We start from the raw sequence: 23685 nt of genomic DNA on the forward strand, positions 1-23685 counted from the left end.
CGCATCGAAGTCCCTATATTCTATGTACCCCCAACGCAATCATGATTGATAATAGAAAACCTCCGGAGCTTCAATCTCCAGAGGTTGTTCGGGATGGAAACGATTCAATCCATTTCATAAATCGAGCCGGAGCGGCTCGCAAAAAACTCTCCATACACCTTCTCCGCGTAAGCGTCGGTCATCCCGGAGATGTAATCCGCTACCATACGTTCCCAGGTCCATTTGTCCTTGTGCCGCTCATAGCTCTCCAGCCAGTCCGCCGGAATGATCAACCGGCCGGTCGCCTCTTCCTTGAAGCTGGCCCACAGCCGCTGAATGACGACTTCGCTTCGTTTATGCAGCCGCTGTACCCGAAAGTCCTTGATTAGCGTCACCCAGGCGAGCTTCTTCAAGATTTCCATCGTTCGCAGCAGCTCCAGGTCTTGTCGCCCCTCCCGTATCAGCGTCACGCGCTTCCAACCGGTAGCCGGATCGTCCAGTATGCCGACCTGGCTCGCGAATTTGTTCACCCAGCGGGCCTTCATCTCCCGTCTCGTGCGGGACGGCTCCCGGTCGCACTCCGCATAGAGTGCCTCCCAGTCTTGCAAATACTGGTGCAGGACACGTCCCACCATCGCCCGCATATCGATCTCGTCCCAGCACATCGCGGCGTTGCCGGAGTCGTTCTCGATCTCCTGCAGCACATGCTCGACAACCCGGTCGTTCTCGAACAAATTGCGGTCCATATGAATTTTGCCGGCCCGAATCCCGTCTTCCAGGTCGTGAGTGGAATAGGCGATATCGTCGCATAGGTCCATCAGCTGAGCCTCGAGCGTCGCGCACCCATCCGGCATGCCCCAAAGCTGGCGTAGATGGTGAATATGCTCCCATTCCATGCCGTATAGGCCCTTCTGACGTCCGGGATCGTCGAGGCAGAACGGATACTTGTTGATCGCGAGGAGCACGGCGGCGGTCAAATCCAAGCCGCTGTCGCTGCCCGCCCGCTTCTCGAGGAACATGAGAATGCGATAGTTCTGGGCATTGCCTTCGTACTTCATGCCGTATTCCCGCTGGAGCAGCTCGTTCAGCACTTCCTCGCCTTTGTGCCCGAACGGCGGATGCCCCAGATCGTGGGCGAGCGAGGCGATCTCCACCACTTCCGGCTCCAGCATGAGGCCCGGATGCTCGGGTGCCGCGAGGAGCGGATAGCTCCGGCGGAGCCGCTTGGCCAGCTCCCGCGCGATCTGCGACACTTCGATGGAATGGGTCAGCCGGGTTCGGTAATAGTCGCCCGAGCCGGCGCCGAACACTTGCGATTTCCCCTGCAGCCGCCGGAAGGCGGGCGATTGAATGAGCCGCGCGTAATCTCGTTCGTATTCGTCCCGCTCATCGCTGTAATGGGCGGGATCGTTGTCATGCAGGCGCAGTTTCCTTACGTTCATCCGGTAGCCTCCAAACGCTTATTGACCCTTATCGTAGCAAACTCGTTCGCATGAAACAAGCTGACAATCGCCTCGTTCGGGAGGTGAAAGTCAGCTTGGATTGTTAGGCTTCAGGAGTCGGATCGGGGCAGGATCGAAAACCGTTCGAAGGATTATCCTTCGATGAGCAGCGCCTCCGGATCCTCCAGCAGCTGCTTGACCGTCACGAGGAAGCGCACCGCCTCCGCCCCATCGACGATTCTGTGGTCGTACGAAAGGGCGATGTACATCATCGGGCGGTTCTCCATGCGCTCCTCATCGATGGCCACCGGGCGGATCTGGATCTTGTGCATCCCGAGAATGCCCACCTGCGGTGCGTTCAGAATCGGGGTAGAGAGCAGCGAGCCGAATACCCCGCCGTTCGTGATCGTGAACGTGCCGCCTTGCAGATCGGACAGCGCGAGCGAATTGGACCGCGCCTTCTCCGCGAGCTGGGCGATCTGCTTCTCGATGCCGGCGAAGCTCAGCTTCTCCGCGTCGCGCACGACCGGCACGACAAGCCCTTCCTTCGCCGACACGGCGATCCCGATGTCGTAATACTGCTTCACGAGAATTTCGTCGCCCTGAATCTCGGCGTTCAGCAGCGGATACTGCTTCAATGCGCCGATGACCGCTTTGGTGAAGAACGACATGAAGCCGAGGCCGATGTCGTGCTTCTCCTGGAACGCCTGCTTGCGGCGCTTGCGGATGTCCATGATCTTCGTCATGTCGACTTCGTTGAACGTCGTCAGCATCGCCGCCGTCCGCTGAGCTTCCACGAGGCGGGTGGCGATCGTCATGCGGCGGCGCGACATTTTGCGCCGCTCGACCGGTTTGCCGCCTTCGGCGGAGCCGGTCGGCGCCGGGGCTGCAGCCTTCGGCGCTGCGGGTGCCGGAGCCGCCGAAGGCGCAGGAGCAGGCGAAGGGCTAGGCACGTAGCCCTTCACGCTGTCCGCGCGGATGCGCCCCATCGGGTCATCCGCGGGCACTTGGCCGAGATCGATGCCTCGCTCTCGGGCCAGCTTGCGGGCGGCGGGCGAAGCGTTCACCGCCGCCGCCGTATTCGGCGCAGCCGCTGGGACAGCGGGCTGCGGCGCAGCTGCCGGCACCGGCTCCGGCGGTGCCGCTGGGGTTGCCGCCGCCGGCGGGGCGGCGGCAGGCGCTTGCGGCGCGGCGGCGGATGCCGCGCCCGCCGATGGGGCGGCCGCGCCGGCGCCGCTCGCGATGCGGCCGATCGCTTCGCCGACCTGCACGGTGTCGCCTTCCTTGCGCAGCAGCTGCTCGATGACGCCGTCCGTCTCGGCGTTGATCTCGATGTTCACCTTGTCGGTCTCCAGCTCAGCGAGCATGTCGCCGGACTTGACCGCGTCTCCTTCTTTAACCAGCCACTTCGTAATCGTGCCTTCCACGATCGATTCGCCCATCTCGGGCACTCGGATGTCACTCATTGCCGTCTTCCCCCTTCGCATTCGGCTCTTCGGCGCTTCGGTTCAACGCTTCCGAGATAATTCGTTTCTGTTCGATATTATGAACGGTTTGGAAGCCGCTAGCCGGACTGGACCGCTTCTGCCGGCCTACGTATCGGACGATCGATCCTTCGTGCGCCCGGGCTTTGATGCGCGGTTCCACAAAGTTCCAAGCCCCCATATTTTGCGGCTCTTCCTGCACCCACAAGATTTCCTTCAAATTCGGAAACCGGTTGATGATACGCTCCACGTCCTGCTTCGGGAACGGGTACAGCTGCTCCATCCGGGCGATATGCAGCCAGCTCCAGTCCGGCTTGTCTCCGTCAGCACGGTCCTGGTCCGACTCTAGCGCCGTAGCCAGGTCGATGGCGATTTTGCCCGTACAGAAGATGAGCCGTTCGACCTCTTCCGGCTTCCCGCCAAGTCCCGGCTGCTCCAGGACGTGATGGAAGGCGCCCTCGCTCAGCTCCAGCGGTTCAGACGCGACGAGCGCGTTCCGGATCAAGCTCTTCGGCGCCATGACGATGAGCGGCCGCGCCGCTTCCGTCGCGGTGATAGCCGCCTGCCGGCGCAGCAGGTGGAAGTATTGCGCTGCGGTGGTCAAGTTCACGATTGTGAGGTTGTCCTCTGCCGCGAGCAGCAAATACCGTTCGAGCCGGGCGCTGGAATGCTCCGGCCCTTGGCCTTCGTAGCCGTGCGGCAGCAGCATGACGAGGCTCGAGTTCTGCGACCATTTGCTGCGGCCGGCTGAGATGAACTGATCGATCGTCACTTGCGCGGCATTGGCGAAGTCGCCGTATTGCGCCTCCCAGATGACGAGCGTCTCCGGTGCATAGACGTTGTAGCCGTAGTCGAAGCCGAGCACCGACGCCTCCGACAGCGGGCTGTTGTAGATCGCGAACGCCGCGTTCGCCTCCGGCAAGCTGTGGAGCGGGCAGTAGGTAGCGCCTGTCTCGGCGTCGTGCAGCACGAGGTTCCGATGGGCGAACGTGGCCCGCTCGGAATCTTGCCCGCTGAGCCGGATCGGCGTCCCGTCGGCGAGAATCGTCGCGAAGGCGAGTGTCTCGGCCAAGCCCCAGTCCACCTTGCCGCCTTCCTCCAGTGCTTCCGCCCGGCGCATCAGAATGCGCTCCAGCTTGTTATAGACGGTGAAGTCAGACGGCCATCGCAGCAGCCCCGCATTGATGGACCGGAGCTTATCCAGGGGAACGGCGGTATGCAGATCGATTTTCCCCCGCCGCTTCACGAGGAAGTCGTCATCCGCCTCATGCGGCTCGTGGTGCTCCCCTTCTTTTACGAGGTCCAACGCCTTTTGCATCCGGCTCAAGCTGATGTCCCGCACCTGCGCGATTTGATTGTCCGTGACGAGCCCTTTCGCCTTGAGTGCTTCGGCATACACCGTCGCAACCCTGGGATGGGAGTTCACCTTCTTGTAGACGAGCGGCTGGGTCGTACTCGGATCGTCCGTCTCGTTATGCCCGTAGCGGCGGTAGCCGACCATGTCGATGAGGAAATCTTTGTGAAACCTTTGCCGGTACTCGCACGCCATCCGTACGGCCGCGATGCAAGCCTCAGGATCGTCTGCGTTCACATGGAGGATCGGGATTTCGTAGCCTTTGGCCAAGTCGCTGGCATAATAGGTCGAGCGTGAATCCTGGCTCTCGGTGGTGAAGCCGATCCGGTTGTTCACAATAATGTGGATCGTGCCCCCGTTCTCGTAGCCGGCCAGGCTCTTGAAATTCAGCGTTTCCGCGACGATGCCTTCCCCCGCGAATGCCGCGTCCCCATGCATCAGAATGGCCGCCGCACTGCCGAAATCCGACTTCGGATAGCCTGCGGCCGTCCGGTCATCCTGCGCTGCGCGGGTGAAGCCTTCCACGACGGGGTTGACGAATTCCAGATGGCTCGGGTTGTTGGCGAGCGTAATCCGCGTCTCGACCGTCTCCCCCGCCTTGACAGAACGATGTGCCCCCAAGTGATATTTAACGTCGCCGGTCCACCCGGAGTTGATGCCGATGGAGCCTTCGGAGGGCATCAAGTCTTTGTTCGCGGCATGCTGGAACTCCGCGAAGATCGTGCTGTATGGCTTGCCGAGCACATGCGCCAGCACATTCAGCCGGCCCCGGTGCGCCATCCCCATCAGAATGTGCCGGGCGCCGTCGTGGGCAAGCTCGCGTACCGCCTCATCGAGCATCGGCACGAGCATGTCGGTGCCTTCGATCGAGAACCGCTTCTGTCCGACGAACGAGCGCTGCAGGAACGTCTCGAACTGCTCCACGTCGATGAGCCGATCGAGCAGGGCGATCCGTTCGCTCGTCTGCAGCGGTTTGGCCGCCATGCCGGCTTCGGCCGCGCGGATCAGCCAGATCCGTTCGCTCGCGTCGTGAATATGATCGAATTCGAAACCGATCGATTGCGTGTACGTGTCCTTGAGCCGCTGGATCGCCTCCCAGCCGTTCTGCACCGTCTCCGGCACCTCCTCCCAGATGAGAGAAGCGGGAATGGATTGCAAGTCGGACTGACTAAGGCGATAAGTATCCGGCTCGAGCAGATGGGTGTCGGGCGGCTTGCGCAGCGACAGCGGATCCGTGTTCGCGGCCAGATGGCCGAACGTGCGAATATTGCGGACGAGTTTGCCCGCATCTACGATTTTTTTGAGGAAGACGGGATCGTACGCGGCTGCAGCCGCTGTGGTCGGTGCTGCGGCCGGTGCTGCCGTCGTATTCGGTCCGGCAGCCAGGTTCGTCCCGGCCACAGGCGGGCCCCATCGGGCGAACAGCTCCCGGAATGAAGCGTCCACGCTCTCCGGGTCTTGCATATACCGCTCATACACCTCCTGTACGTACCCTAGATTCGGCCCGTAATAGGACTGCCAGGGGGAGCGGTCGAGCGTTTCATTTGCTTTCATGACGGCAAGCCTCCGTGTACCTGATTCGATCAGGATTCTAATAATGCGTATTGATTAGTTATTTACCCAATGCATCCGCTTCATTCCATCCGTCTAGGATGCCGGAAGGGATGCTTCTTTCCTTATAATAAGACAAGGAAACGTTCTCGAGAAATATTTAATTCGGATAAAATCGTTCTAATATCGAGAACGTTCTTCGTGCAAAATACTGCTCCGTCTAGATAACCAACCTTTACACCAAATGAAACTCCGCTTTAAGCAATGGATGAACATCGAACGGATCCAAATGCGCTCTAGTTTCATTTCAACAACTTAGAGAAGGCCAGATTTCTTTTGAAGAGCTGTAGTTCGATTTAGTCGAATTGGAGCGCACATTTAGATCACGGACTCTGGAATACCGCCTTTTAGTTAGGCAAAATCGAACTGGATCACGTCGACTTCCCTCAGCACCAGAACCAATTGGGCAAAATCGAATTATACGACATTCGGATCCACGATAGGGCTTCTTAAGCTAGTGATACGATCCACCTCTAACTCTTGTTAGGAGTTGCAATTCCGGCCTAAGCTTGGCGGATACGCGATCCGAAGGTAAAATAAGCGGTAGGGATAAACATTCGAGTCTTTTTAAACGCATTGGTTTTGCGTTCCCCCAATTAAAAAAGTTTACATAATATTCATTATGTTATTTAACCCCATTAAGGAGGTTGCGATCATTAACATCATTAAACAAAAAGACCGCGAAGAGCTGGAGAAAAAAATACCCGCTATGCCGTGGTACGTCGAGAAATTCATTCATTATAAGCTTCCGGACTTGTCCCCCTCTTCCTTGCTGGAGTATGTGCGCGATTACGATACGTTTTTCTCCTGGCTGCTCGCCGAAGGCTTGTCGGAGGGCCCGGCTCAACGGGACATTCCGCTCGGTGTGCTGGAGAAGCTGCGAATGGAAGATATCGACCACTATAAAATGTTCCTGCTGACCAAAAAACAGCGCGCGAATACGCGGACGACGATTTCCCGCAAGCTCTCGTCCCTCCGCTCGCTCTTTCATTATCTAAGCCAAATCGCCGAGGACGACGATTTCTACCCGCTTCTGAAGCGCAATGTGATGGCCAAGGTGGAGATCAAGCGGACGCACAAGCCGAAGGATACGGCTGCGAAGCTGGAAGGCAAGCTGCTGCAGGAGCACGAGATCACGGAATTCCTCGGCTACATCGGAAACGGCTACCCGCAGGATGTGGCCAAAAACAAGCAGGCGCTGTATTCCTATGAGCAGAATCGCGTCCGGGACCTCTGCATCGTGAGTCTGATCCTGAACTCCGGGCTGCGGGTGTCCGAGGTCGTCAATCTGAACATAGACGATATCGACATAAAGAAGAAGCTGGTATACGTCTACCGCAAGGGCAAAAACGACGAGACGTTCAAGACGCCGGTCTACTTCCGCCAGGAAGCGATCGCCGAGTTGCAAGCGTATATGGAGCTGCGCAGCGTTCGCTACAAGCCCGATAAACGCGAAAAAGCCTTCTTCCTCGCCGTGGCGAACGGCTCGAAAGAAGGCAAGCGGATGACGAAGCGGGCCATCCAGGAGATGGTGATCAAGTATGCGAAGCATTTCGGCAAGCCGTATTTGTCCGTTCACAAGCTGCGGCACTCGTTCGCAACCGACTATTACTTGCGCAACGATTTGTATAAGACCCAGGACCAGCTGGGCCACGCCTCACCGGAGACGACTCAGATCTACGCCCATTTGACCGACAAGACGATGTCGGAAGCGATCGACCGCCGTGAGTAGCAAGGACGGGGCCCCGGCTCTTCACACCGGCTCTACCTTGACCGCGCACAGCTTGAACTCCGGCATTCGGCTCGTTGGGTCAAGCGCGTCGTTCGTCAGCCGGTTGACCGACAGCTGCTCCCCCCAGTGGAACGGCACGAAAACGGTTCTCGGCTGGATTGTGTCGGTCACCTTCACCTGGAATACGAGCGAGCTGCGCCGGCTCGTTATCCGGACGTGCGTCGCGGTACCGAGCCCGATCTTCCCGGCCAGCCACGGATGGATCTCCGCGACCGGGATCGGAGCTTTCTTGTGCAACGCCTCGGTCCGGCGTGTCTGAGCGCCGCTCAAGTAATGATTGGACAGCCGGCCCGTCGTGAGCACGCACGGATAATCCGCGTCGATCGGCTCGGCGGGCATTTTCGGCGTGATGCCGAATAGACGGGCTTTGCCGTCCGGGTGATGGAACCGTTCGGCGAATAACATCGGAGTTCCCGGGTGATTGGGCGCGGGACATGGCCAGTAGATGCCTTGCTCTGCCTGCAGCCGCGCATAAGTAATGCCGCTGTAGTCCGCTTTGGCGCCCGAAGTGCATGCCGCCAACTCCTGGAACACGTCCTCGATGCAACCATAGCGAAAATATTGACCGCGCCCCAAGCACGAAGCCAGCTCTCCGAGGATCCGGTAATCCGGCATGCTCTCTCCCGGCGATTCCATGACTTGGGCCCGATGGAACACCCGGCCCTCCAGATTCGTGAGTGTCCCCTCCCCTTCCAGAAACGACGATCCCGGCAGCAGCCAATGTCCCAGCCTCGCCGTTTCCGTCTCGAACATGTCGACGACCACCAGCAGCTCGAGCTTCTTAAGCGCACGTTCGACCCGCTTGCTGTTAGGGCTCGATACGAGCGGGTTCGAGCCCAGCACGATCATGGCACGAATGTCGCCCTCGTCGATTTTCATTAACATCTCATACGCGGAAACGCCTTTGCCCGGCAAGGAGTCGGGATCGACGCCCCAGATGCCGGCCACGTGGGCCCGGTCCTCCGGATTCTCGATATACCGGTAGCCTGGCAGCTGATCGGCCTTTTGCCCGTGCTCCCGACCGCCTTGGCCGTTCGCCTGGCCGGTAACCGCGCCGTAACCGCAGCCCCTCCGGCCAATCTTGCCTGTAAGCAAGGCGAGATTAATATAATTCTTCGTATTCTCGACGCCGTTCACTTGCTGCTCGAGGCCGCGGGCAGTCAAGACGATGCCGGTCTCCGCCCGGGCGAACCCGCGGGCGACCGTGCGCACGACGGCTTCCAGGACGCCGGTCAGCTCTTCCACCCTCGCCGGGGTGAAGGACTTCACCGCCTCCTCCAAATGCTCCAGTCCGACCGTGCGTTCGCGCACGAATTGGTCCGCATACAGTTTCTCCGTCACGATGACGTGCAAGAGTCCGTTGATGAAGACAGAATCGAAGCCCGGCTGCAGCCGCACATGGATGTCCGCCAGCTTGGAAGTCATCGTATTCCGCGGATCGATCGTGACGACGACCGCCCCGTTTTTCTTCGCCTCCAGAATGTACGGCACCATGGTCGGCTGGCACTCCGCAATATTGGTTCCGGCCAGAATAATATATTTGGCATGAGGAATCTCACTGAGGGGCATCGTCATGCCGCGATCGAGACCGAACGCCTGCTGGCTGGCCGCGGCCGCGGAAGACATGCAGTACCGGCCGTTATAGTCGATATACTTCGTCCCCAGGGCGACGCGGGCGAATTTGCCCAGCAGATAGCTCACTTCGTTCGTCAGGGAGCCTCCGCCGTAGACGGCAACGGCATCCTTCCCGTATTGGTTCTGAATCGATTGAATCGAATCGGCAATATCCCGGAGCGCCTCCGACCAGCTCGTTCGTTGCCACGTGTCGTCCGGGCCGCCTTTGCGGGCGGGATGCAGGATGCGCTCAGGGTGAACGGCGTGCTCCAGCACGTTCAAACCTTTCTGACACAGCCGCCCGGTCGCCACAGGGAACTTCTGACTCGGCTTGACGACCATGCCGGCGCTGCGAGTCGCATCCGGCACGAGCTCAATGCCGCACTGCATGCTGCAGAAGCAGCAATGCGATGCCGTCTGCCCGGTGAACCGGAAGGCGGGGGTTGGAGTGGTCGCAGCGAGTGTCATCGTTAACCCTCGCTTCCCAACCTCGGGACGCCGATCAGAATGACCCCGTCCTCCACCTTGGTCTCATACGTATGGACGCAGCCCGTATCCGGGGCTTGCACCTGTCCGCTCGGCAAGTGGATTTTGCGGTCGTGCAGCGGGCAGTACACGAATTCGCCGCTCACGATGCCTTCCGCCAGTACCCCTTGCTTATGCGGACAACGATTGTGCACGGCCTGCACCTTCCCGCTGCCCAGCTTGAACAGGGCGATCTCGAGGCCGCGGTACCGGACCGTCTTGCCGGTGTGCCCCGGCATATCCTCATAGCGTGCCGCTTGAATCCATACCAGCTCTTCTTGCTCTTCTCTCCGCTCATTCCGGGTTATGCTCATGACTTGTTACGCCCCTCTCTCTGTCTTACTCGCTCGTTATCGCGTCTCAACCACTTCATACAGATCCTTCTGAATCGACTTGCTCTCGACCGCTTCCTTCCACGGATCCTTCGCCACGGACAAGGCGATATCCATCCGCTTGCAGAGCGATTCCCGATTGGTGTCATCTTGAATGTGAGCCCGAATGCTTTCGATCCCTACCCGGTTCACCCACTCGCTCGTCCGTTCTCCGTACTTCGCGGACTCGCGATAGTATTGCAGATAAGCCTCCGCATACTCGACCACTTCGTCCTCGGTCTTGACGGTCAGGAGCAGATCGCCGGCCCGCACCTTCACCCCGCCGTTGCCGCCGGCATACAGCTCCCAGCCGCCGTCGATCGCCACGATGCCCAAGTCCTTGATCCCGGATTCGGCGCAATTGCGCGGGCAAGCCGAGACCGCCATTTTGACCTTGGCCGGTGTATTGAGACGCTCGAACCGTTGCTCGAGCCGAATGCCCATTCCCATCGAATCCGCCGTACCGAACCGGCAGAAGTCGGCTCCTACGCAAGTTTTGACGGTGCGAAGCGCTTTGCCATACGCGTAACCGGAAGGCATATCCAGGTCGGCCCACATCGGGACGAGATCTTCCTTCCTGACCCCGAGCAAGTCGATGCGCTGTCCGCCCGTCAGCTTCACGGTCGGCACGTTGTACTTCTCGGCCACCTCCGCGATCCGCTTCAGCTGGGCCGGATTCGTCACGCCTCCATAGATGCGGGGGACGACGGAGTAGGTGCCGTCCTTCTGAATGTTCGCATGCATCCGCTCATTGACGAATCGGGACGACCGGTCGTCCTTGTACGTCTCGGGATTCAGCATCGCCAAGTAATAGTTGAGCGCCGGGCGGCACTTCGAGCAGCCCTCAGAGTGTTTCCAATCCAGCACATGCATCACTTCGCGCACATGGGTCAAGCCCTTCTCGCGGATGGATGCGACCAGCTCATCGTGCGACAGATTGGTACAGCCGCAGACCGTTTCTTTGCTGGCCGATTTGTCGAACGCGTCGCCGAGCGTACAGGCGAGCAGCTCGCTGACAAGCGGTTTGCAGCCCCCGCAGGAGCGGGAGGCGGTCGTACAGTTTTTGACCTCCTCGACCGAAGTCAATCCTTGATCGCGGATCGCCGAGCAGATCGTACCTTTGCTGACCCCGTTGCAGCCGCAGATGATCGTGTCGTCGCTCAGATCCGCGACGCTTGCACTCGAGCTCCCCGCTCCGCTTTCCTTCAGCAGCGACGTTTTCTCCATACCTTCGATGCTCGTTCCGCTGCGGATCATCCCCATGAGCCGAGTCCCGTCGGACGTATCGCCGAACAGAACGGCTCCTACGATTTTGTTGTCCTGAATGACGACCTTCTTATAAATGCCGGAAAAATCGTCCTGCACGCGAATCGTCTTCGTGCCTTCCGTCTCCATGAACTGGCCGCCGGAGAACACATCGACGCCCGATACCTTCAGCTTCGTATAGACGACCGATCCTTCGTACGGCTTCGTCTCCACCCCGGCGAGCCGCTTCGCCAGCACGGCGCCTTGCTCGAAGAGCGGTGCGACCAGGCCGTAAACGGTGCCCCGGTGCATGGCGCATTCCCCGACAGCGTAGATGTCTGCTAGGCTTGTTTCCAAGAAGTCGTTCACGACGATGCCGGGGTTCACTTCCAGGCCGGCCTGCTTTGCCAGCTCCACATTCGGCCGGATGCCGACCGCCATCACAATCAGATCCGCTTCCGCTACGGTACCGTCCTTGAACCGCAAGCCTTGCACCCTCGAATCGCCTATAATCGCCTCGGACTGCTTGCCGAGGAGAAAATTCATCCCTTGCGCTTCCAAGGCTTCTTGCAGCAGCTTCGACGCGGTCCGGTCGAGCTGACGCTCCATGATCGTATCGACGATGTGGACGACGTCGACTTGCATGCCCAGATTCAGGAACCCCCGGGCCGCCTCCAGTCCGAGCAGCCCCCCGCCGATGACGACCGCCTTCTTGTACGTCCGCGCCGCCTCCATCATCTTTTCGCAATCCTGAATCGTGCGGTACGCCATGACCCCTTCCTTGTCGGCTCCGGGGAGCGGCAGCATGAACGGATTCGAGCCCGTCGCGAGAATAAGCTTGTCATAAGGCACGACCGCCCCCTGGTCGCTGGTTATGTGTTTCCGCTCAGGATCGATCGCCACGATCGATTCGCCCCGCCTCAGCTCAATGCCGTTGTCGGCGTACCATTCGGTCGGGTGAGTCACAATATCGGCCACGCTCGAGCTGCCCGCCAGGACATAGGAGAGCAAGATCCGGTTGTAGTTCGGATGCGGCTCCTTGCCGAATATCGTAATGGAATACCGGTCCGGCGCAAGCTTCAGCAAATGCTCGATCACATTGACGCCCGCCATCCCGTTGCCCACTAGGACAAGCCTCTCTTTGCCCGAATCGTTCCGCGTACGGTTCATACTGTCATTCATAGTTGTCCGCTCCCTTCCTATCCTCTGTATCGTTTAATCGAATCGATTAGATCGCTTCCGCCACCGGAGCGCCGTCCGATCCAGGTGCGCTTGCCTTGACTTTGCCGCCGTCACCGATCCAGGTCCGTTTCCACTGCCCTTGCACTACGAACAAGAGCACGACACAGACGAGGGCGACCCCGCTCAGGATCAGGAATCCGGGCGTGAAGGAACCGGTGTAAAACTTCATATTGCCTAGAACTTTCGGTAGAAAATACCCGCCCAACCCGCCGGCCGCTCCGACGATGCCGGTCACGAGACCGATCTCGTTGCGGAATCGCTGCGGCACGAGCTGGAATACCGACCCGTTGCCCATCCCGAGGCACATCATGGCGACGAACAACAATCCGGTTACGAGCGAGATTCCCGGGAGCGTTGAGATGCAAGCCATCAGGATCGCGATGAGCCCATATAGCCCCATCAGCATGCGGATCCCGCCCAGCTTGTCGGCCAGCCAGCCGCCGATGGGACGGAAGAAGCTGCCGCCGATGACGCACAATGTGGTGAAATCCGCGGCACGGACCGCCGACAGGCCGTACTGGGTATTGAAGAAAATCGTCAGATAAGTGCTCATGCCTACGAATCCGCCAAAGGTGACCCCATAGAGCGCACAAAACAACCAGCAATCCCGGAGCTTCAGCACGCGGGCATAATCGCTCCATCGCTTCGGAGCCGGACGATTGGGACTGTTGCGGGCGAGCAGCGTGAACACGATCCATGTGACGGCGATCGGAATCATCGCGAGGCCGAAGACGACGTGCCAATCCCCGTAATGCTGCGCGATCCGGTTCGCGAACAACGTCGAGAAGATCGTACCGCTGTTCCCCGCTCCGGCAATGCCTAGAGCCAAGCCTTGATACTGAGGCGGGTACCAGGAGCTGGCGAGCGGCAGCGCCGCGGCGAAGCTGGCTCCGGCGATGCCCAGCAGCAGGGCGATCATGTACATTTCCTCGCGAGAGTCCGCGAACTGCCATCCCCAGACTAAGGGCACCAACGTGAGGACCATCCCGATTTGCGCCGTTAGCTTGGGTCCGATCTTATCTGTCAAATAACCTAACACAAGCCTAAGGATGGAGCCGCCCAATGTCGGCAAGGCGACCAGTGTCGCTTTCTGCGAGGCGTCCAATTGGAAATCCCCGGCGATGATGACGGCCAGCGGCCCGAGCAGCACCCACACCATGAAGCTCATGTCGAAATACAGAAAAGCGCTGAACAACGACCCTATGTGCCCGCTTCTCCAAAAGCTTTTCCCCGCATTCATCTCTCGTTCTCTCCCCTCAATCTGATTGGCGTTTCAAGGATGCAAGTAGAACAAATAGAGGCCGACACACGCACCCTCCCGGGGACGTCCATCGGCCTCATTGCCAGTGCTGCCACGAAGCTGTGGCGGCGTACAGTTCCGTTGTCATTGGTGTTGCAAGCTCCGGGTACATCATTGGACCCTTCACATGTTCATTATAGTTCACTGAAGAATTAAATGTCAATATAGTTAACACCAAAATTATTATTTTGGCCTTATCGACAAGATTTCAATCGTTATGCTATATTATACGGTATATTATTTGACATGAGCTGTCATTCAAACAATACGGGGGGGTTGAATGATGCTGCAATCGTTTGTTCTGATCCGCTCTCACACCAATTCGCCGACTCCTCATTTAAGGTCTCCCCTCATATCGGACGTGCCGGACGACGTTGTGGATTCCGAACCTGGGGCCGTTTTAGATGAAGCGGGATTGCCGGAGTCCAAGCTGCGCAATATGGGCTTTCGGGTATTCGTCATCGACTCGCCCGACGTGCTGAAGACGGCACTCCCCCAGGCGGATGCGGCGCTGCTCTCGGTCGTGCCGAGCGAGCTGCCCGGCTGGAGACAGCGCATCGTCTCGCAGCGCAGCGTGCCGATCTTGTGGTGGTGCGATTATTCGACCTTTCCGGGTTATGAGTGCAAGCTCGATCCCAGCCTGGACGGGATCCTCGGCCCCGGCATGTCCGCTCATGAGATTCACGGCGCTCTGCTGCTGTGCGTCAATCAATATTTTCAACGCACCGCGTGGCAGCAGGAGCGCGAGCAGCTGCTCGCCAAGCTGGAGGAGCGCAAGTGGATCGATCAAGCGAAACGGATCTTGAGCGAGATCAAGGGCATCTCCGAAGCCGAAGCCTATGAGGTGCTGCGCAAGCAAGCGATGAACGACCGCAAGCGGTTGGCCGACGTGGCGACCTCAATCGTGAAGGTGTACCAGCTGCTGCAGGAAGAGAATAAAGGGGGGCGCAGACGATGATAGAGCTGCTGAAGGAAGTAGGGCGGGGCAAGCGGGGCGCTAGAGATTTGACTTATGAGGAAGCGAAGCAAGCGGCCGAGATGATCATGTCGGGGACCGCCGCCCCTGCGCAAATCGGAGCGTTTCTCGTGGCGGAGCGGATCAAGATGGAGTCGGTGGACGAACTGCTCGCCTTTATCGATACGCTCCGCGCCAGACGGCTGTCGCACCCGATGCCGGGCAGCCTCGACTGCGCGGGGCCGTATGACGGACGGACGCGCTCCTTCCTGGCTTCTCTGCCCACCGCCTTCGTCCTGGCCGCTTGCGGCCAGCCGACGGTGCTCCACGGCAGCCCGAGCTTGCCGCCCAAGTGGGGCGTGACATTGCCGGATGTGCTTCACGCGCTGGACGTTCCCGTCGGCGCATGCTCGCCATCCGCGCTCATGGCTGCGGCGGAACGAAGCGGGTTCCTGTTCGTGCCGACGGAATCGTGGTGTCCTCCGCTTCAGACGATACGCGACATCCGCACTCAACTGGGCCTTCGGACGGTATTCAACACTGCCGAGAAGTTGCTGCGCTTCGGCGAATCGACCTGTATGGCCGTAGGCGTCTTCCACGGCACGGTGTTCGAGAAGGTGGCGCACCTGCTCATTCAGCTCGGCGTGACGAACGGCATCGTGGCCCAAGGCACGGAGGGCTCCGAGGATCTCGCCGTGGACAAGCGGACGCGCACGTATTTGATCCGCGACGGCAAGAGCGACCTGTTCATCGTCGACCCGGAGCTGTATGAGCTGCAGGTAGAGACGCCCGAGCAGGAGTGGACCGCCTCCAGCCAAGCCGAGGCGGCGCTCTCCGTGCTGCGGGGCGAAGCCGGGCTGCCTGCGCTGAACGCGGTGCTCCTGAACGGTGCGGTGCGGCTCTGGATTGGCGGCAAGGCCGGTTCGATCGAGGAAGGCGTCTATCTCGCCCGGCACGCGATCGAGTCGGGCGCGGCGCTGGAGGCGTACACCCGCTGGCGGGAGGCACTGCTCCCGGTTTCTTCGCTGTAAGCCCTGCGCTGCCTGAGCTCGCGTTGCAAGATAAGCTCCCCTCTACCGGCTCTTGAGCCACGCAAGCATCGCCCACCGCCTCTCCTTCCGCCGCATGTACTTGGGCAGGCTGCGGTAGATGCTCCCGGTCTCGCGGAACGCGAGCTTCGCCTCGTCCTCCCTGCCTAGCTGGGTGTACAGCTTTCCCAGCTTGTAATACGCTTCGCACGAGGAGGAATGCTCGCGGCGGAACTGTTCGAGATAGCCGATCGCCCGCTCCGGATCGGCAGTACCGACCGCCTCCGCCAGTCTAAGATACGGCTCCCCGTATTTCAGCCTCGGATTCATCTCCAGCCCTTGCACCATCAGCCGGACTCCTTCGTCGGTCTCCCCCAGCTTAACCAGACAGTACCCCATTTCATAGACAACCTCGGCGGAATCCTCCATAATGGGGCGAACCTGCTCGAGGTAGCCGAGCGCTTCTCTGAAGCGCTTTTTCTCGATGAGCAAGCGCGCCGCTTCGAGCTTGCTGCTCGTATGATGCGGGTTGGCCGCGAGCTCCTGCCGCAGCTGCGCCAGCCGTCGGTTGCGCTTGAGCGGTTTGACGAAGCTGGGGAACAGCCCGACGTAGCGGCGGTCCAGTAAGTACAAGACGATGAGCAGCACTAAGAGCGCTAGAAACGGATTGCCGAGCAGCCGCCACAACAGGACGAACCCGAGGATTTTGACCATTCCCGTACCTCCATTCATTTTCCGCGAACCGATGATCGGCACTCGAATGTGCCTTTATTATAACATCAAGAAAAGCTACCGCTAAAGCACGAATGCACTTCCTCGCTCGTCCCTTCCGGGGGCGGCAAACACGAAAAACCGGGAGTGTACACCGCCGTACTCTCCCGGTTCACTTCTGTGTCGCTGCGATTAGCTACAAGCGGCTCTTGGCGGCTTCCACCAGGCGGTCGAACAGCTCGTCGTCCTCTTCGATGGCGGCTTCCACCGCATCGATCTGCGCTTCAGTCCCCGATTCGTTCAGAAAATTGAGCGCATAGCTCCAGTCTTTCCCGCTCTTGCTCGAGAGCGTCAGCTCATAGGGCTGGGCGTGAGATTCGACGCGAAAGCTGACATGGCCGAGATAACCGTCTTCCTTGCTATGACTCATCGCCGCCTCGATAATAGTAACTTCCATTTCGCTCGCCTCCAGGTGTTAGGTTCTGTTTCCATATTTTTAATTAATGGGGTTAATAAATTGCCAGATAGCCGCTTCAGTCAAGCTCAAGTTCGTCTGTCCGGTTTCGTTGCGATACGGTTCTCGGGTACGAAAATAGTCGGCATGTCCGCCGATGAGCGGCAGTGCGACAATGTGGCACGGCGCATGCTGCCTCGAGTTCCATAGCGGTCCGCCATAACGGCCGCGCCGCCAGCCGCCCCAACTGCCGAGCCGGACAATCGGGTCCGGAATTCGACCGTTCGGGCCGGTCGGATATATGTACAGCGTCCGATCGCGCAGCGGTGCCGGGATCGGAACTTTGGGCGAGCCGATCTGCACGATCCGAGTCCCTTCGACCCCGATCCGCTCCAAGTGAGCGGCGGTCTGGACCGCCAGGACGCCCCCCGCGCTGTGACCGATCAGGGCGATCGTATCGCCCGCCTCATGCACGGCTCCGAGCTCGGCGGCCAACAGACCCGCCCTTCCGTTCGCATCGGTCAACCCGTGCCCCGTTCGACGCAGCCTCCACGGCAGGTCCTGCCTCACCTCGTTCAATTGCGCCAGCAACCGTCGGCTCCAATCCCCGTAAGGCATTAGCATGGAGACGAGCGGCGCCCGCCCAGCCGACTCCAGCCGGGATACCAGGACGTCCCGGATCGGCTCCATGAAATCGGTCGATGTCGCAACGCCGGACAGGAAGATGAGCCGGTCGGTCACAGGGAGATCCCGACTCGTCTTAGGATGCTCCGGAATTGCTGCGGCAATGGAGCGGTGAACGTCTTTCCGTCCGGCATCACAATCCGCGTTGCATGGAGCAGCTGGTGGTTCACGCCCGCAACCGCTTTGCCTCCATACTTGATGTCGCCGAGCAGCGGATGGCCGATGCTCTGGAAGTGGGTCCGGATCTGGTGCGTCCGCCCGCTGATCAACTCCACTTCGACGAGCGTATAGCCGTCTCCGACTTGAAGCGCTCTGTATTTCGTCTCGGCCGCTTTCTCCTCCGACTTGCCTCCTCCGGTCGACTGGTGCGCAGAGTCCGTCGGCTTCGTTCCTGTACCGACGGAAGAGGGCTTAACGACCCGGGTTACGTTGCTGCTCTCGTCACGGAGCAGCGCTCCTGCGATCGTCGCGCCTCCCTTGACCTGGCCCTCCACGATCGTCACATAAAATTTGCTCATCTCTCGCTTCTGGATCCACTGATTCAGCTGATGCAGCATGCCAGCCGTCTTACCGATCAGGACAAGCCCGCTCGTGTTGCGGTCGAGCCGGTTGGCCGTCGCCGGCTGGAACAGTCGGCTGTCCAGCTCGCCCCGCTTGTACAAGTACGCATGCACCCGAGTAATGAGCGTGTCCCGCTGCTCCGTCTGATCCGGATGCGTCAGCAGGCCGACCGGCTTGTTCACCACCAGCAGCTCCTCGTCCTCATGGACGACGTCGATCTGCGTGTTGATGCCGGCGAATTTCGGCTTTTTCTCCGGCCCGCCGCTCCCCTGCTTGAACGCCGCTTCTTCCATAAACAAAGTCAATTCGTCCCCGGCCGCGAGCTCGTAATCCTGCTTCTTCCGCTTGCCGTTCACCCGGACTTGGCCTTGATCGATCATTTTGTACACTTGTCCGAGCGGGATGTTCGGCAGCAGGCTTCTCAGGTAGCGATGCAGCCGCTTGCCTCCTTCGGAATGGGTGACGGTTCGGGTTATCATTTCATTGCACTCCTTGTTCCAACCTTTGTCACCGCCCATCATACCGTACCGCAGGCCAGCTTATCAAGCCTGTGCATATTCTGGGCGAAACAGAAGATACTGTGAGAAACTCACAATCCCATAAAGTGACGCGGGTCTTGATAGCTAAATTAGGGCAGAACCCCCTGTTCGGGGACCCCGGGACTAATAACTAGGAGGTACACGCCGATGTTTACGCGCTTCTCCCTCTCGGCCGACACTCGCGAGGTGGCGGATCGATTCTCGATCGACAAAGTGCTGGTCGGCTATTCCAAGGGCGATCTGCAGCCCAGTCAGCCGATTCCGGTCCTGTATGCGCATCAAGGCGAGACGTGCCTCGATATGCTGACGTGGGGCTTATTCCCCTGCTGGGCCAAAGATTCGATCAATGCGGCGAGCGAAACGATTCACGAGAAACGAGGCTACAAACGGAATCTGACCAAATGGCGCTGTGTAATCCCGACCGAAGCGTTCTACAGTGAGCTGCAGGAGGGGAAAGTGACGAAGACGGTGGAATTCAAATTCCCGGACCATAAAGTGTTCGGGGTCGCCGGGCTATACGACGTATGGGATTTCCCGGACGGGTCCAAATATCGGACGTGTACCGTACTGACGACAGCGTCCAACCGGGTCGTGTCCGAATATTCCGAGCGGATGCCGGTTATCCTCGACGAAGCCTCCGTCCAGCGTTGGCTGGACCCGACCGTTACCGAGATGGACGACCTGCTGCCGCTGCTCCGCGCCTATGAAACGGAGCCCATCTCGGCTACGGTGCACTAACGCGGCCCATGCCTGCAGCTGCTGCCGGAACCGTTCCCAGCCCGGCATGCTCACGACCCGCACGGCGATTCCCCGTGCCGCCAACACTCGCCGCGAGCCCCGTGCGAGCTGCACTTCCGACCCTGTCGCCAGGAGAATGGCGGCAGGGTTTTTGCCGTCCGGGGCGTCGGAGTCCGCCATAGTCGGTTGAAGCTTGGTTCGATTACAATAGGAGGACGTCCGATCGATGAAGATAAGCGTCCAACCCTGCATATCGGTGCAAGGAAAGTCGGACCTGTGCGTTGCGAGTCTGTTATCTTGAATGTGGAAGGAGGCATGGGGATGGATAATCTGGGAAGGATGAACCAAGCTTTAGCGTACATGGAAGCCCATTTGACGGAAGAGATCGAAATGCGGGAGGTGGCCCGTCTAGCCCAATGCTCGGAGTACCACTTCACGAGAATGTTTTCCTTTTTAGCCGGAATTACGCTTTCGGAGTATATTCGGCGCAGACGCTTGACAATGGCCGCGTTCGACATTCGCCACAGCGACCTCCGGATCTTGGACGCCGCCGTGAAGTACGGCTACAGCTCCGCAGATTCGTTCGCAAGGGCGTTCCAGGCTCTGCACGGCATTCCTCCGTCCGAAGCCAGGAATCCGGGACACTCCCTAGTCGCGTACCCGCGCATGACCTTCCGATTAACGATTCAAGGAGGAAACGAGATGAAGTATCGGATTGTACAGAAGGAAGCGTTTCGCATCATCGGGCTGATGAAACGAGTGCCGTTGATCTACCAGGGCGTCAACCCGGAGATTGCCGCGATGGTGAATGAGTTAGGCGAAGCTCGCCTCGTCCGGCTGAAGGAGATGTCTAACGTTGAGCCCCGGGGACTGATCAACGCCTCCACCAACTTCAGCGAAGGCCGGCTCGAGCATGGAGAGCTCGACCAGTATATCGGGGCGGCGGTAGACCGGAATACGTCCAGTCCCGACCCGATGTATACGACGCTGGAAGTGGCCGCCTCGGAATGGGCGGTGTTCGAGGCCGTCGGGCCGTTTCCGGAGACGCTGCAAAATACGTGGGGACGCATCTATTCCGAGTGGTTCCCCTCTTCCGGCTATGAGCTGGCCGCAGGGCCGGAGATGCTGTGGAACGAGTCCAAGGACACCAGTTCTCCCACATACCGAAGCGAGATCTGGATTCCCGTCGCTCGGCGCAAGCAATAAGACGCACAGAAGCCAATCTCCGCGTGGAGATTGGCTTCTTGTGCTGTAGATTAGCGCCCACCGAGCAGCGGTGCGATCAGGAACAGCGCTTCGCCCCGCTTGACGGTAGGGGTGCCTCGCAGCATGACGAGCAGGCCGTCTCTGGAAGCTTCCACACGTTGCAGCTCTCGCCCGTCGAGCGATCGGATCGAGCCGATCGTCTGTCCGGCGGTTAGCTCGTCTCCGAGCCGGGCGGTCGGAAGGAAGAAGCCATCCTCCTCCGCCGTCTCCGAGCCGTCGAAATTGCCGTCGCCGCCGATGCGCCTAACCCGCCTGGGCGGTTCGGCCTCCGAAGCAAGCGCCTGCTGCGGCAGCACGCCCATGTGCCGCATCACGCGATAAGTTCCGGCCAGGAAGAGCTCCGCATCCTTCCGGCGAATCCGTTTGCCGCCATACGCTTCCGTGTACAGCCAAGGAACGCCTAGATCGAGCGCGGAGGAGACGGTCCGGCCCGGCGCAATCCGGTCGTGCGCCCACAGCAGCTCCGCGCCGAACGCCTCTGCGGCTGCCCGGCTGCTCCGCCCAACTTCGCTCTGCTCGTTGTCATAGTACCCGACCAGGCTGCATACCGCATAATGGGTACCGCCGCTGTGCAGATCGAGGAGGAAGTCCGCCTTGGCGATGAACCGGCGGTGCAAGTAGTCGGCGATCCGTTCCGTCGGGGTCCCGTGCGGGTTACCCGGGAACGCGCGCGCCATATTGACCCCGTCCTCCGGGGAGATCCGGCTCTCCACCGCATACGCGAGCGGGTTCGCCAGCGGGACGAGTACGACCGTTCCGGTCATTAGGGCGGGATCGAGCTCTGCATAAACCCTCAGCACCGTTTCGACCCCTTCGTATTCATCCCCGTGTACGCTGGACAGGATCAGCAGCGTGCGGCCCTCCTTGGCACCGATGACTTGCAGCACCGGAAACGTTAACGCCTGCTCCAGTCCGATATCCGCTTCGAGGGCGAGGCTTATCTTCGTGCCTCTTCCCCCGGCCCCCAGCTCGAATTGTTCCACGTTCAGCTTCAAACACGTCCTCTCCTCTCACATCACGATTCTATCTACAAGACGATCTCTACACGATGCTTAACGGCGGCAGCCCCAGCTCGAACCGGCGGTGAGCGGCGGCCAGCGGCAGATGGCCATGCTCAGTCAGCGCCGCTCCATGCCCCGGGAACAGCTGGACGACGTCCAACCGGACAAGCGCGGCGATCGTGTCGCGATATTGCTCTAAGGAGAAGTCCGGCGTCCGAAGGACCGCGAGCTTCCCGTCCATGCCGAATACTGCGTCTGCTGCGAACAACGCCCTGAGCTCGGGACAGAAGTAGATCACCATATCGAAGCTGTGACCGGGAGCCGCTATCGACCGGAAGGAAAGGCCGCCCGACCGGATCGAATCCCCCGGCCGCAGCTTGACATCGACCGTGCACGGCTCGAGCCGGTATGAGGCCGGGTACGTCCCGCTCTCCCTCGCCGATGCGAGCGCGGTGCGGATTTCATCGCCGGTTTCCACCATCTCGGCGGTGAGCACGGACGCGAAGATTTCCGCACCGCAAGCTCGCCTCCAGTAGGCGGCTCCGCCTGCATGATCCGCATGAGCGTGCGTCAGCAGAACCTTGCCGACTCGCTCGATCCGCAAGCCGTCTTCCCGCATAACATCTAGGATGCGTTCCGGCTCGATTCCGGAGCCCGCGTCGATCAGGACCAGCTCCTCGCCCGTATCGACCGCGTACACATTGCAATCGTAATCGCTGCTGAGCCCATATCCCAGACTCCCTCCGCCGATCGCGTATACATGGTTCGTCAGCTTCATATCGGCAGCTCGGTGCCGCTAAGCGAGATCGGACGACCTAGGGCGGCGGACTCGCAGATCGCAGCCGCGACCCGGACGGCCTTCCACGCGTCGAGCGGCCGCAAAATGTCCGAGCTCATTCCCCGCTGCACGCACTCGATGAAGTGAGCGAGCTCCATCGCGAGCGGCCCGGTAATTTTCCCATGCACCTCGTGACCTCCAAGCAGCGCCACCTGATCGGTCCGGCTATCGGAGATCCACTCGAGCCCTCCCTCGGGATCGCGAACGATCAAGCTGCCCTCGTCCCCCGTAATCTCCATGCGCATATCCATGAACGACGATGCCCCGCCGGGCAGCAGCCAGTTGTTCTCCAGGACGCAAACTCCGCCGCGCTCGAAGCGCAGCATGGACCAAATCATGTCCTCCGTCGTATGGCCCGACGCCGAGCGGACCGCATACACTTCCCGTACCTCGTCGTCCATCAGCCAATGGATCATATCGATATCATGAATGCCTAGAATAAAGACCGGCGACACCCGGTTGTAGAGTGGAAAATACATTTTGCCGTTATTGCGCTTCGCATAAATCGACCGGATCGTGCCTACCTTTCCTTGCTCGACCTGCCGCTTCGCCGCGGCCATGCGAGAGTCGAAGCGCAGCACATGGCCGGTCATCAGCACGCGTCCCAGCTCCTGCGAGGCTCGCACCATGGCGGCGGCATCGTCGGGCTCAGACGCCAGCGGCTTCTCCACGAATGCGTGAAGTCCGGCCTTCATGGCGTACAAAACCGGCTCCGTATGCAGATGCTCCGGTGTCAAGACGTCGACCGCGTCGAGCCGTTCCCGGTCGATCATCAGCTTCCAGTCCGTGTAGCAGGCTGTTCCCGGGAACAGCTCTTGGAATGCGGCGAACGTATCCGGATTGCGGTCGCATACGGCGGCGACCTCGACCGCTTTCATTTGCGTCCAGATCCGGGCATGCGCAGCGGCAAACCGGCCCAGGCCGATGATCCCGATTCGTACAGGCTTCATC

General features: G+C 59.9%; 19 protein-coding genes and 1 pseudogene. 5 read left to right on the forward strand and 15 right to left on the reverse strand.

The window, feature by feature from the left end; translation table 11 throughout:
• Positions 1-104 precede the first annotated feature (104 nt).
• The 3 genes from ACI5FR_RS03005 to ACI5FR_RS03015 form a co-directional block, all read right to left on the reverse strand.
• Positions 105-1421 (reverse strand): deoxyguanosinetriphosphate triphosphohydrolase family protein, encoded by a 1317-nt coding sequence (locus ACI5FR_RS03005; protein WP_405450104.1) that lies wholly within the window; start codon positions 1419-1421, stop codon positions 105-107.
• A 152-nt stretch (positions 1422-1573) separates the two neighbouring features.
• Positions 1574-2887, reverse strand: coding sequence for a 2-oxoglutarate dehydrogenase complex dihydrolipoyllysine-residue succinyltransferase (gene odhB / locus ACI5FR_RS03010; protein ID WP_405450107.1), 1314 nt, complete (start codon positions 2885-2887; stop codon positions 1574-1576).
• Positions 2880-5813, reverse strand: coding sequence for a 2-oxoglutarate dehydrogenase E1 component (locus tag ACI5FR_RS03015; protein ID WP_405450110.1), 2934 nt, complete (start codon positions 5811-5813; stop codon positions 2880-2882). The genes odhB and ACI5FR_RS03015 overlap by 8 nt, the downstream gene beginning before the upstream one ends.
• 712 nt (positions 5814-6525) lie before the next feature.
• Between ACI5FR_RS03015 and xerS the strand changes: the two genes are divergently transcribed.
• The gene (gene xerS, locus ACI5FR_RS03020; RefSeq protein WP_405450683.1) at positions 6526-7602 is read left to right on the forward strand and encodes a tyrosine recombinase XerS; all 1077 of its coding nucleotides are present in this window, start codon (positions 6526-6528) and stop codon (positions 7600-7602) included.
• Positions 7603-7623: 21 nt separating this feature from the next.
• On the opposite strand, the gene ACI5FR_RS03025 is transcribed toward xerS, so the two are convergent.
• The 4 genes from ACI5FR_RS03025 to ACI5FR_RS03040 are packed head-to-tail and all read right to left on the reverse strand — an operon-like array spanning position 7624 to position 13899.
• Positions 7624-9744: a molybdopterin oxidoreductase family protein gene (locus ACI5FR_RS03025; RefSeq protein ID WP_405450113.1), complete on the reverse strand. Its 2121-nt coding sequence runs from the start codon at positions 9742-9744 to the stop codon at positions 7624-7626.
• A gap of 2 nt (positions 9745-9746) precedes the next feature.
• Positions 9747-10115, reverse strand: coding sequence for a nitrite reductase small subunit NirD (nirD, locus tag ACI5FR_RS03030; RefSeq protein ID WP_405450115.1), 369 nt, complete (start codon positions 10113-10115; stop codon positions 9747-9749).
• Between the two features lie 36 nt (positions 10116-10151).
• Positions 10152-12599, reverse strand: coding sequence for a nitrite reductase large subunit NirB (gene nirB / locus ACI5FR_RS03035; protein ID WP_405450117.1), 2448 nt, complete (start codon positions 12597-12599; stop codon positions 10152-10154).
• A gap of 46 nt (positions 12600-12645) precedes the next feature.
• Positions 12646-13899, reverse strand: a complete 1254-nt coding sequence (locus ACI5FR_RS03040; protein WP_405450120.1) for a nitrate/nitrite transporter — start codon at positions 13897-13899, stop codon at positions 12646-12648.
• Positions 13900-14242: 343 nt separating this feature from the next.
• Here ACI5FR_RS03040 and ACI5FR_RS03045 point away from each other — a divergent pair, with 343 nt between their 5' ends.
• Positions 14243-14917: an ANTAR domain-containing response regulator gene (locus tag ACI5FR_RS03045; RefSeq protein ID WP_405450123.1), complete on the forward strand. Its 675-nt coding sequence runs from the start codon at positions 14243-14245 to the stop codon at positions 14915-14917.
• Positions 14914-15945: an anthranilate phosphoribosyltransferase gene (locus ACI5FR_RS03050; protein ID WP_405450124.1), complete on the forward strand. Its 1032-nt coding sequence runs from the start codon at positions 14914-14916 to the stop codon at positions 15943-15945. The genes ACI5FR_RS03045 and ACI5FR_RS03050 overlap by 4 nt, the downstream gene beginning before the upstream one ends.
• A gap of 42 nt (positions 15946-15987) precedes the next feature.
• Here ACI5FR_RS03050 and ACI5FR_RS03055 read toward each other — a convergent pair whose 3' ends face one another.
• The 4 genes from ACI5FR_RS03055 to ACI5FR_RS03070 form a co-directional block, all read right to left on the reverse strand.
• Entirely contained in the window at positions 15988-16656 is a 669-nt protein-coding gene (locus tag ACI5FR_RS03055) for a tetratricopeptide repeat protein (protein ID WP_405450127.1), read from the reverse strand.
• A 193-nt stretch (positions 16657-16849) separates the two neighbouring features.
• A complete protein-coding gene (locus tag ACI5FR_RS03060; RefSeq protein WP_405450129.1) occupies positions 16850-17110 on the reverse strand; it encodes a hypothetical protein in 261 nt (86 codons plus the stop codon).
• Between the two features lie 39 nt (positions 17111-17149).
• Positions 17150-17848, reverse strand: coding sequence for an alpha/beta fold hydrolase (locus tag ACI5FR_RS03065; RefSeq protein WP_405450131.1), 699 nt, complete (start codon positions 17846-17848; stop codon positions 17150-17152).
• Positions 17845-18831, reverse strand: a complete 987-nt coding sequence (locus tag ACI5FR_RS03070) for an RluA family pseudouridine synthase (RefSeq protein ID WP_405450134.1) — start codon at positions 18829-18831, stop codon at positions 17845-17847. Before ACI5FR_RS03070 ends, ACI5FR_RS03065 begins: the two co-directional genes overlap by 4 nt.
• Before the next feature lie 207 nt (positions 18832-19038).
• On the opposite strand from ACI5FR_RS03070, the gene ACI5FR_RS03075 reads away from it, so the two are divergent.
• A complete protein-coding gene (locus ACI5FR_RS03075) occupies positions 19039-19629 on the forward strand; it encodes an SOS response-associated peptidase (RefSeq protein WP_405450136.1) in 591 nt (196 codons plus the stop codon).
• Between the two features lie 54 nt (positions 19630-19683).
• On the opposite strand, the pseudogene ACI5FR_RS03080 reads toward ACI5FR_RS03075, so the two are convergent.
• Positions 19684-19881 (reverse strand): annotated as a pseudogene (locus ACI5FR_RS03080) (transketolase-like TK C-terminal-containing protein); the annotation flags it as partial.
• A 69-nt stretch (positions 19882-19950) separates the two neighbouring features.
• On the opposite strand from ACI5FR_RS03080, the gene ACI5FR_RS03085 reads away from it, so the two are divergent.
• The gene (locus ACI5FR_RS03085; RefSeq protein WP_405450139.1) at positions 19951-20835 is read left to right on the forward strand and encodes an AraC family transcriptional regulator; all 885 of its coding nucleotides are present in this window, start codon (positions 19951-19953) and stop codon (positions 20833-20835) included.
• A gap of 50 nt (positions 20836-20885) precedes the next feature.
• Here ACI5FR_RS03085 and ACI5FR_RS03090 read toward each other — a convergent pair whose 3' ends face one another.
• Genes ACI5FR_RS03090 through ACI5FR_RS03100 form a run of 3 tightly spaced genes read right to left on the reverse strand, consistent with a single transcriptional unit; the run spans position 20886 to position 23684 of the window.
• Positions 20886-21890: a succinylglutamate desuccinylase/aspartoacylase family protein gene (locus tag ACI5FR_RS03090; RefSeq protein ID WP_405450142.1), complete on the reverse strand. Its 1005-nt coding sequence runs from the start codon at positions 21888-21890 to the stop codon at positions 20886-20888.
• Positions 21891-21936: 46 nt separating this feature from the next.
• Entirely contained in the window at positions 21937-22674 is a 738-nt protein-coding gene (locus tag ACI5FR_RS03095; RefSeq protein ID WP_405450144.1) for an MBL fold metallo-hydrolase, read from the reverse strand.
• Positions 22671-23684, reverse strand: coding sequence for a Gfo/Idh/MocA family protein (locus ACI5FR_RS03100; protein ID WP_405450147.1), 1014 nt, complete (start codon positions 23682-23684; stop codon positions 22671-22673). The genes ACI5FR_RS03095 and ACI5FR_RS03100 overlap by 4 nt, the downstream gene beginning before the upstream one ends.
• Position 23685 lies beyond the last annotated feature (1 nt).

The organism is Paenibacillus sp. HJGM_3 (assembly GCF_045062745.1).
GTDB lineage: Bacteria > Bacillota > Bacilli > Paenibacillales > NBRC-103111 > Paenibacillus_AA.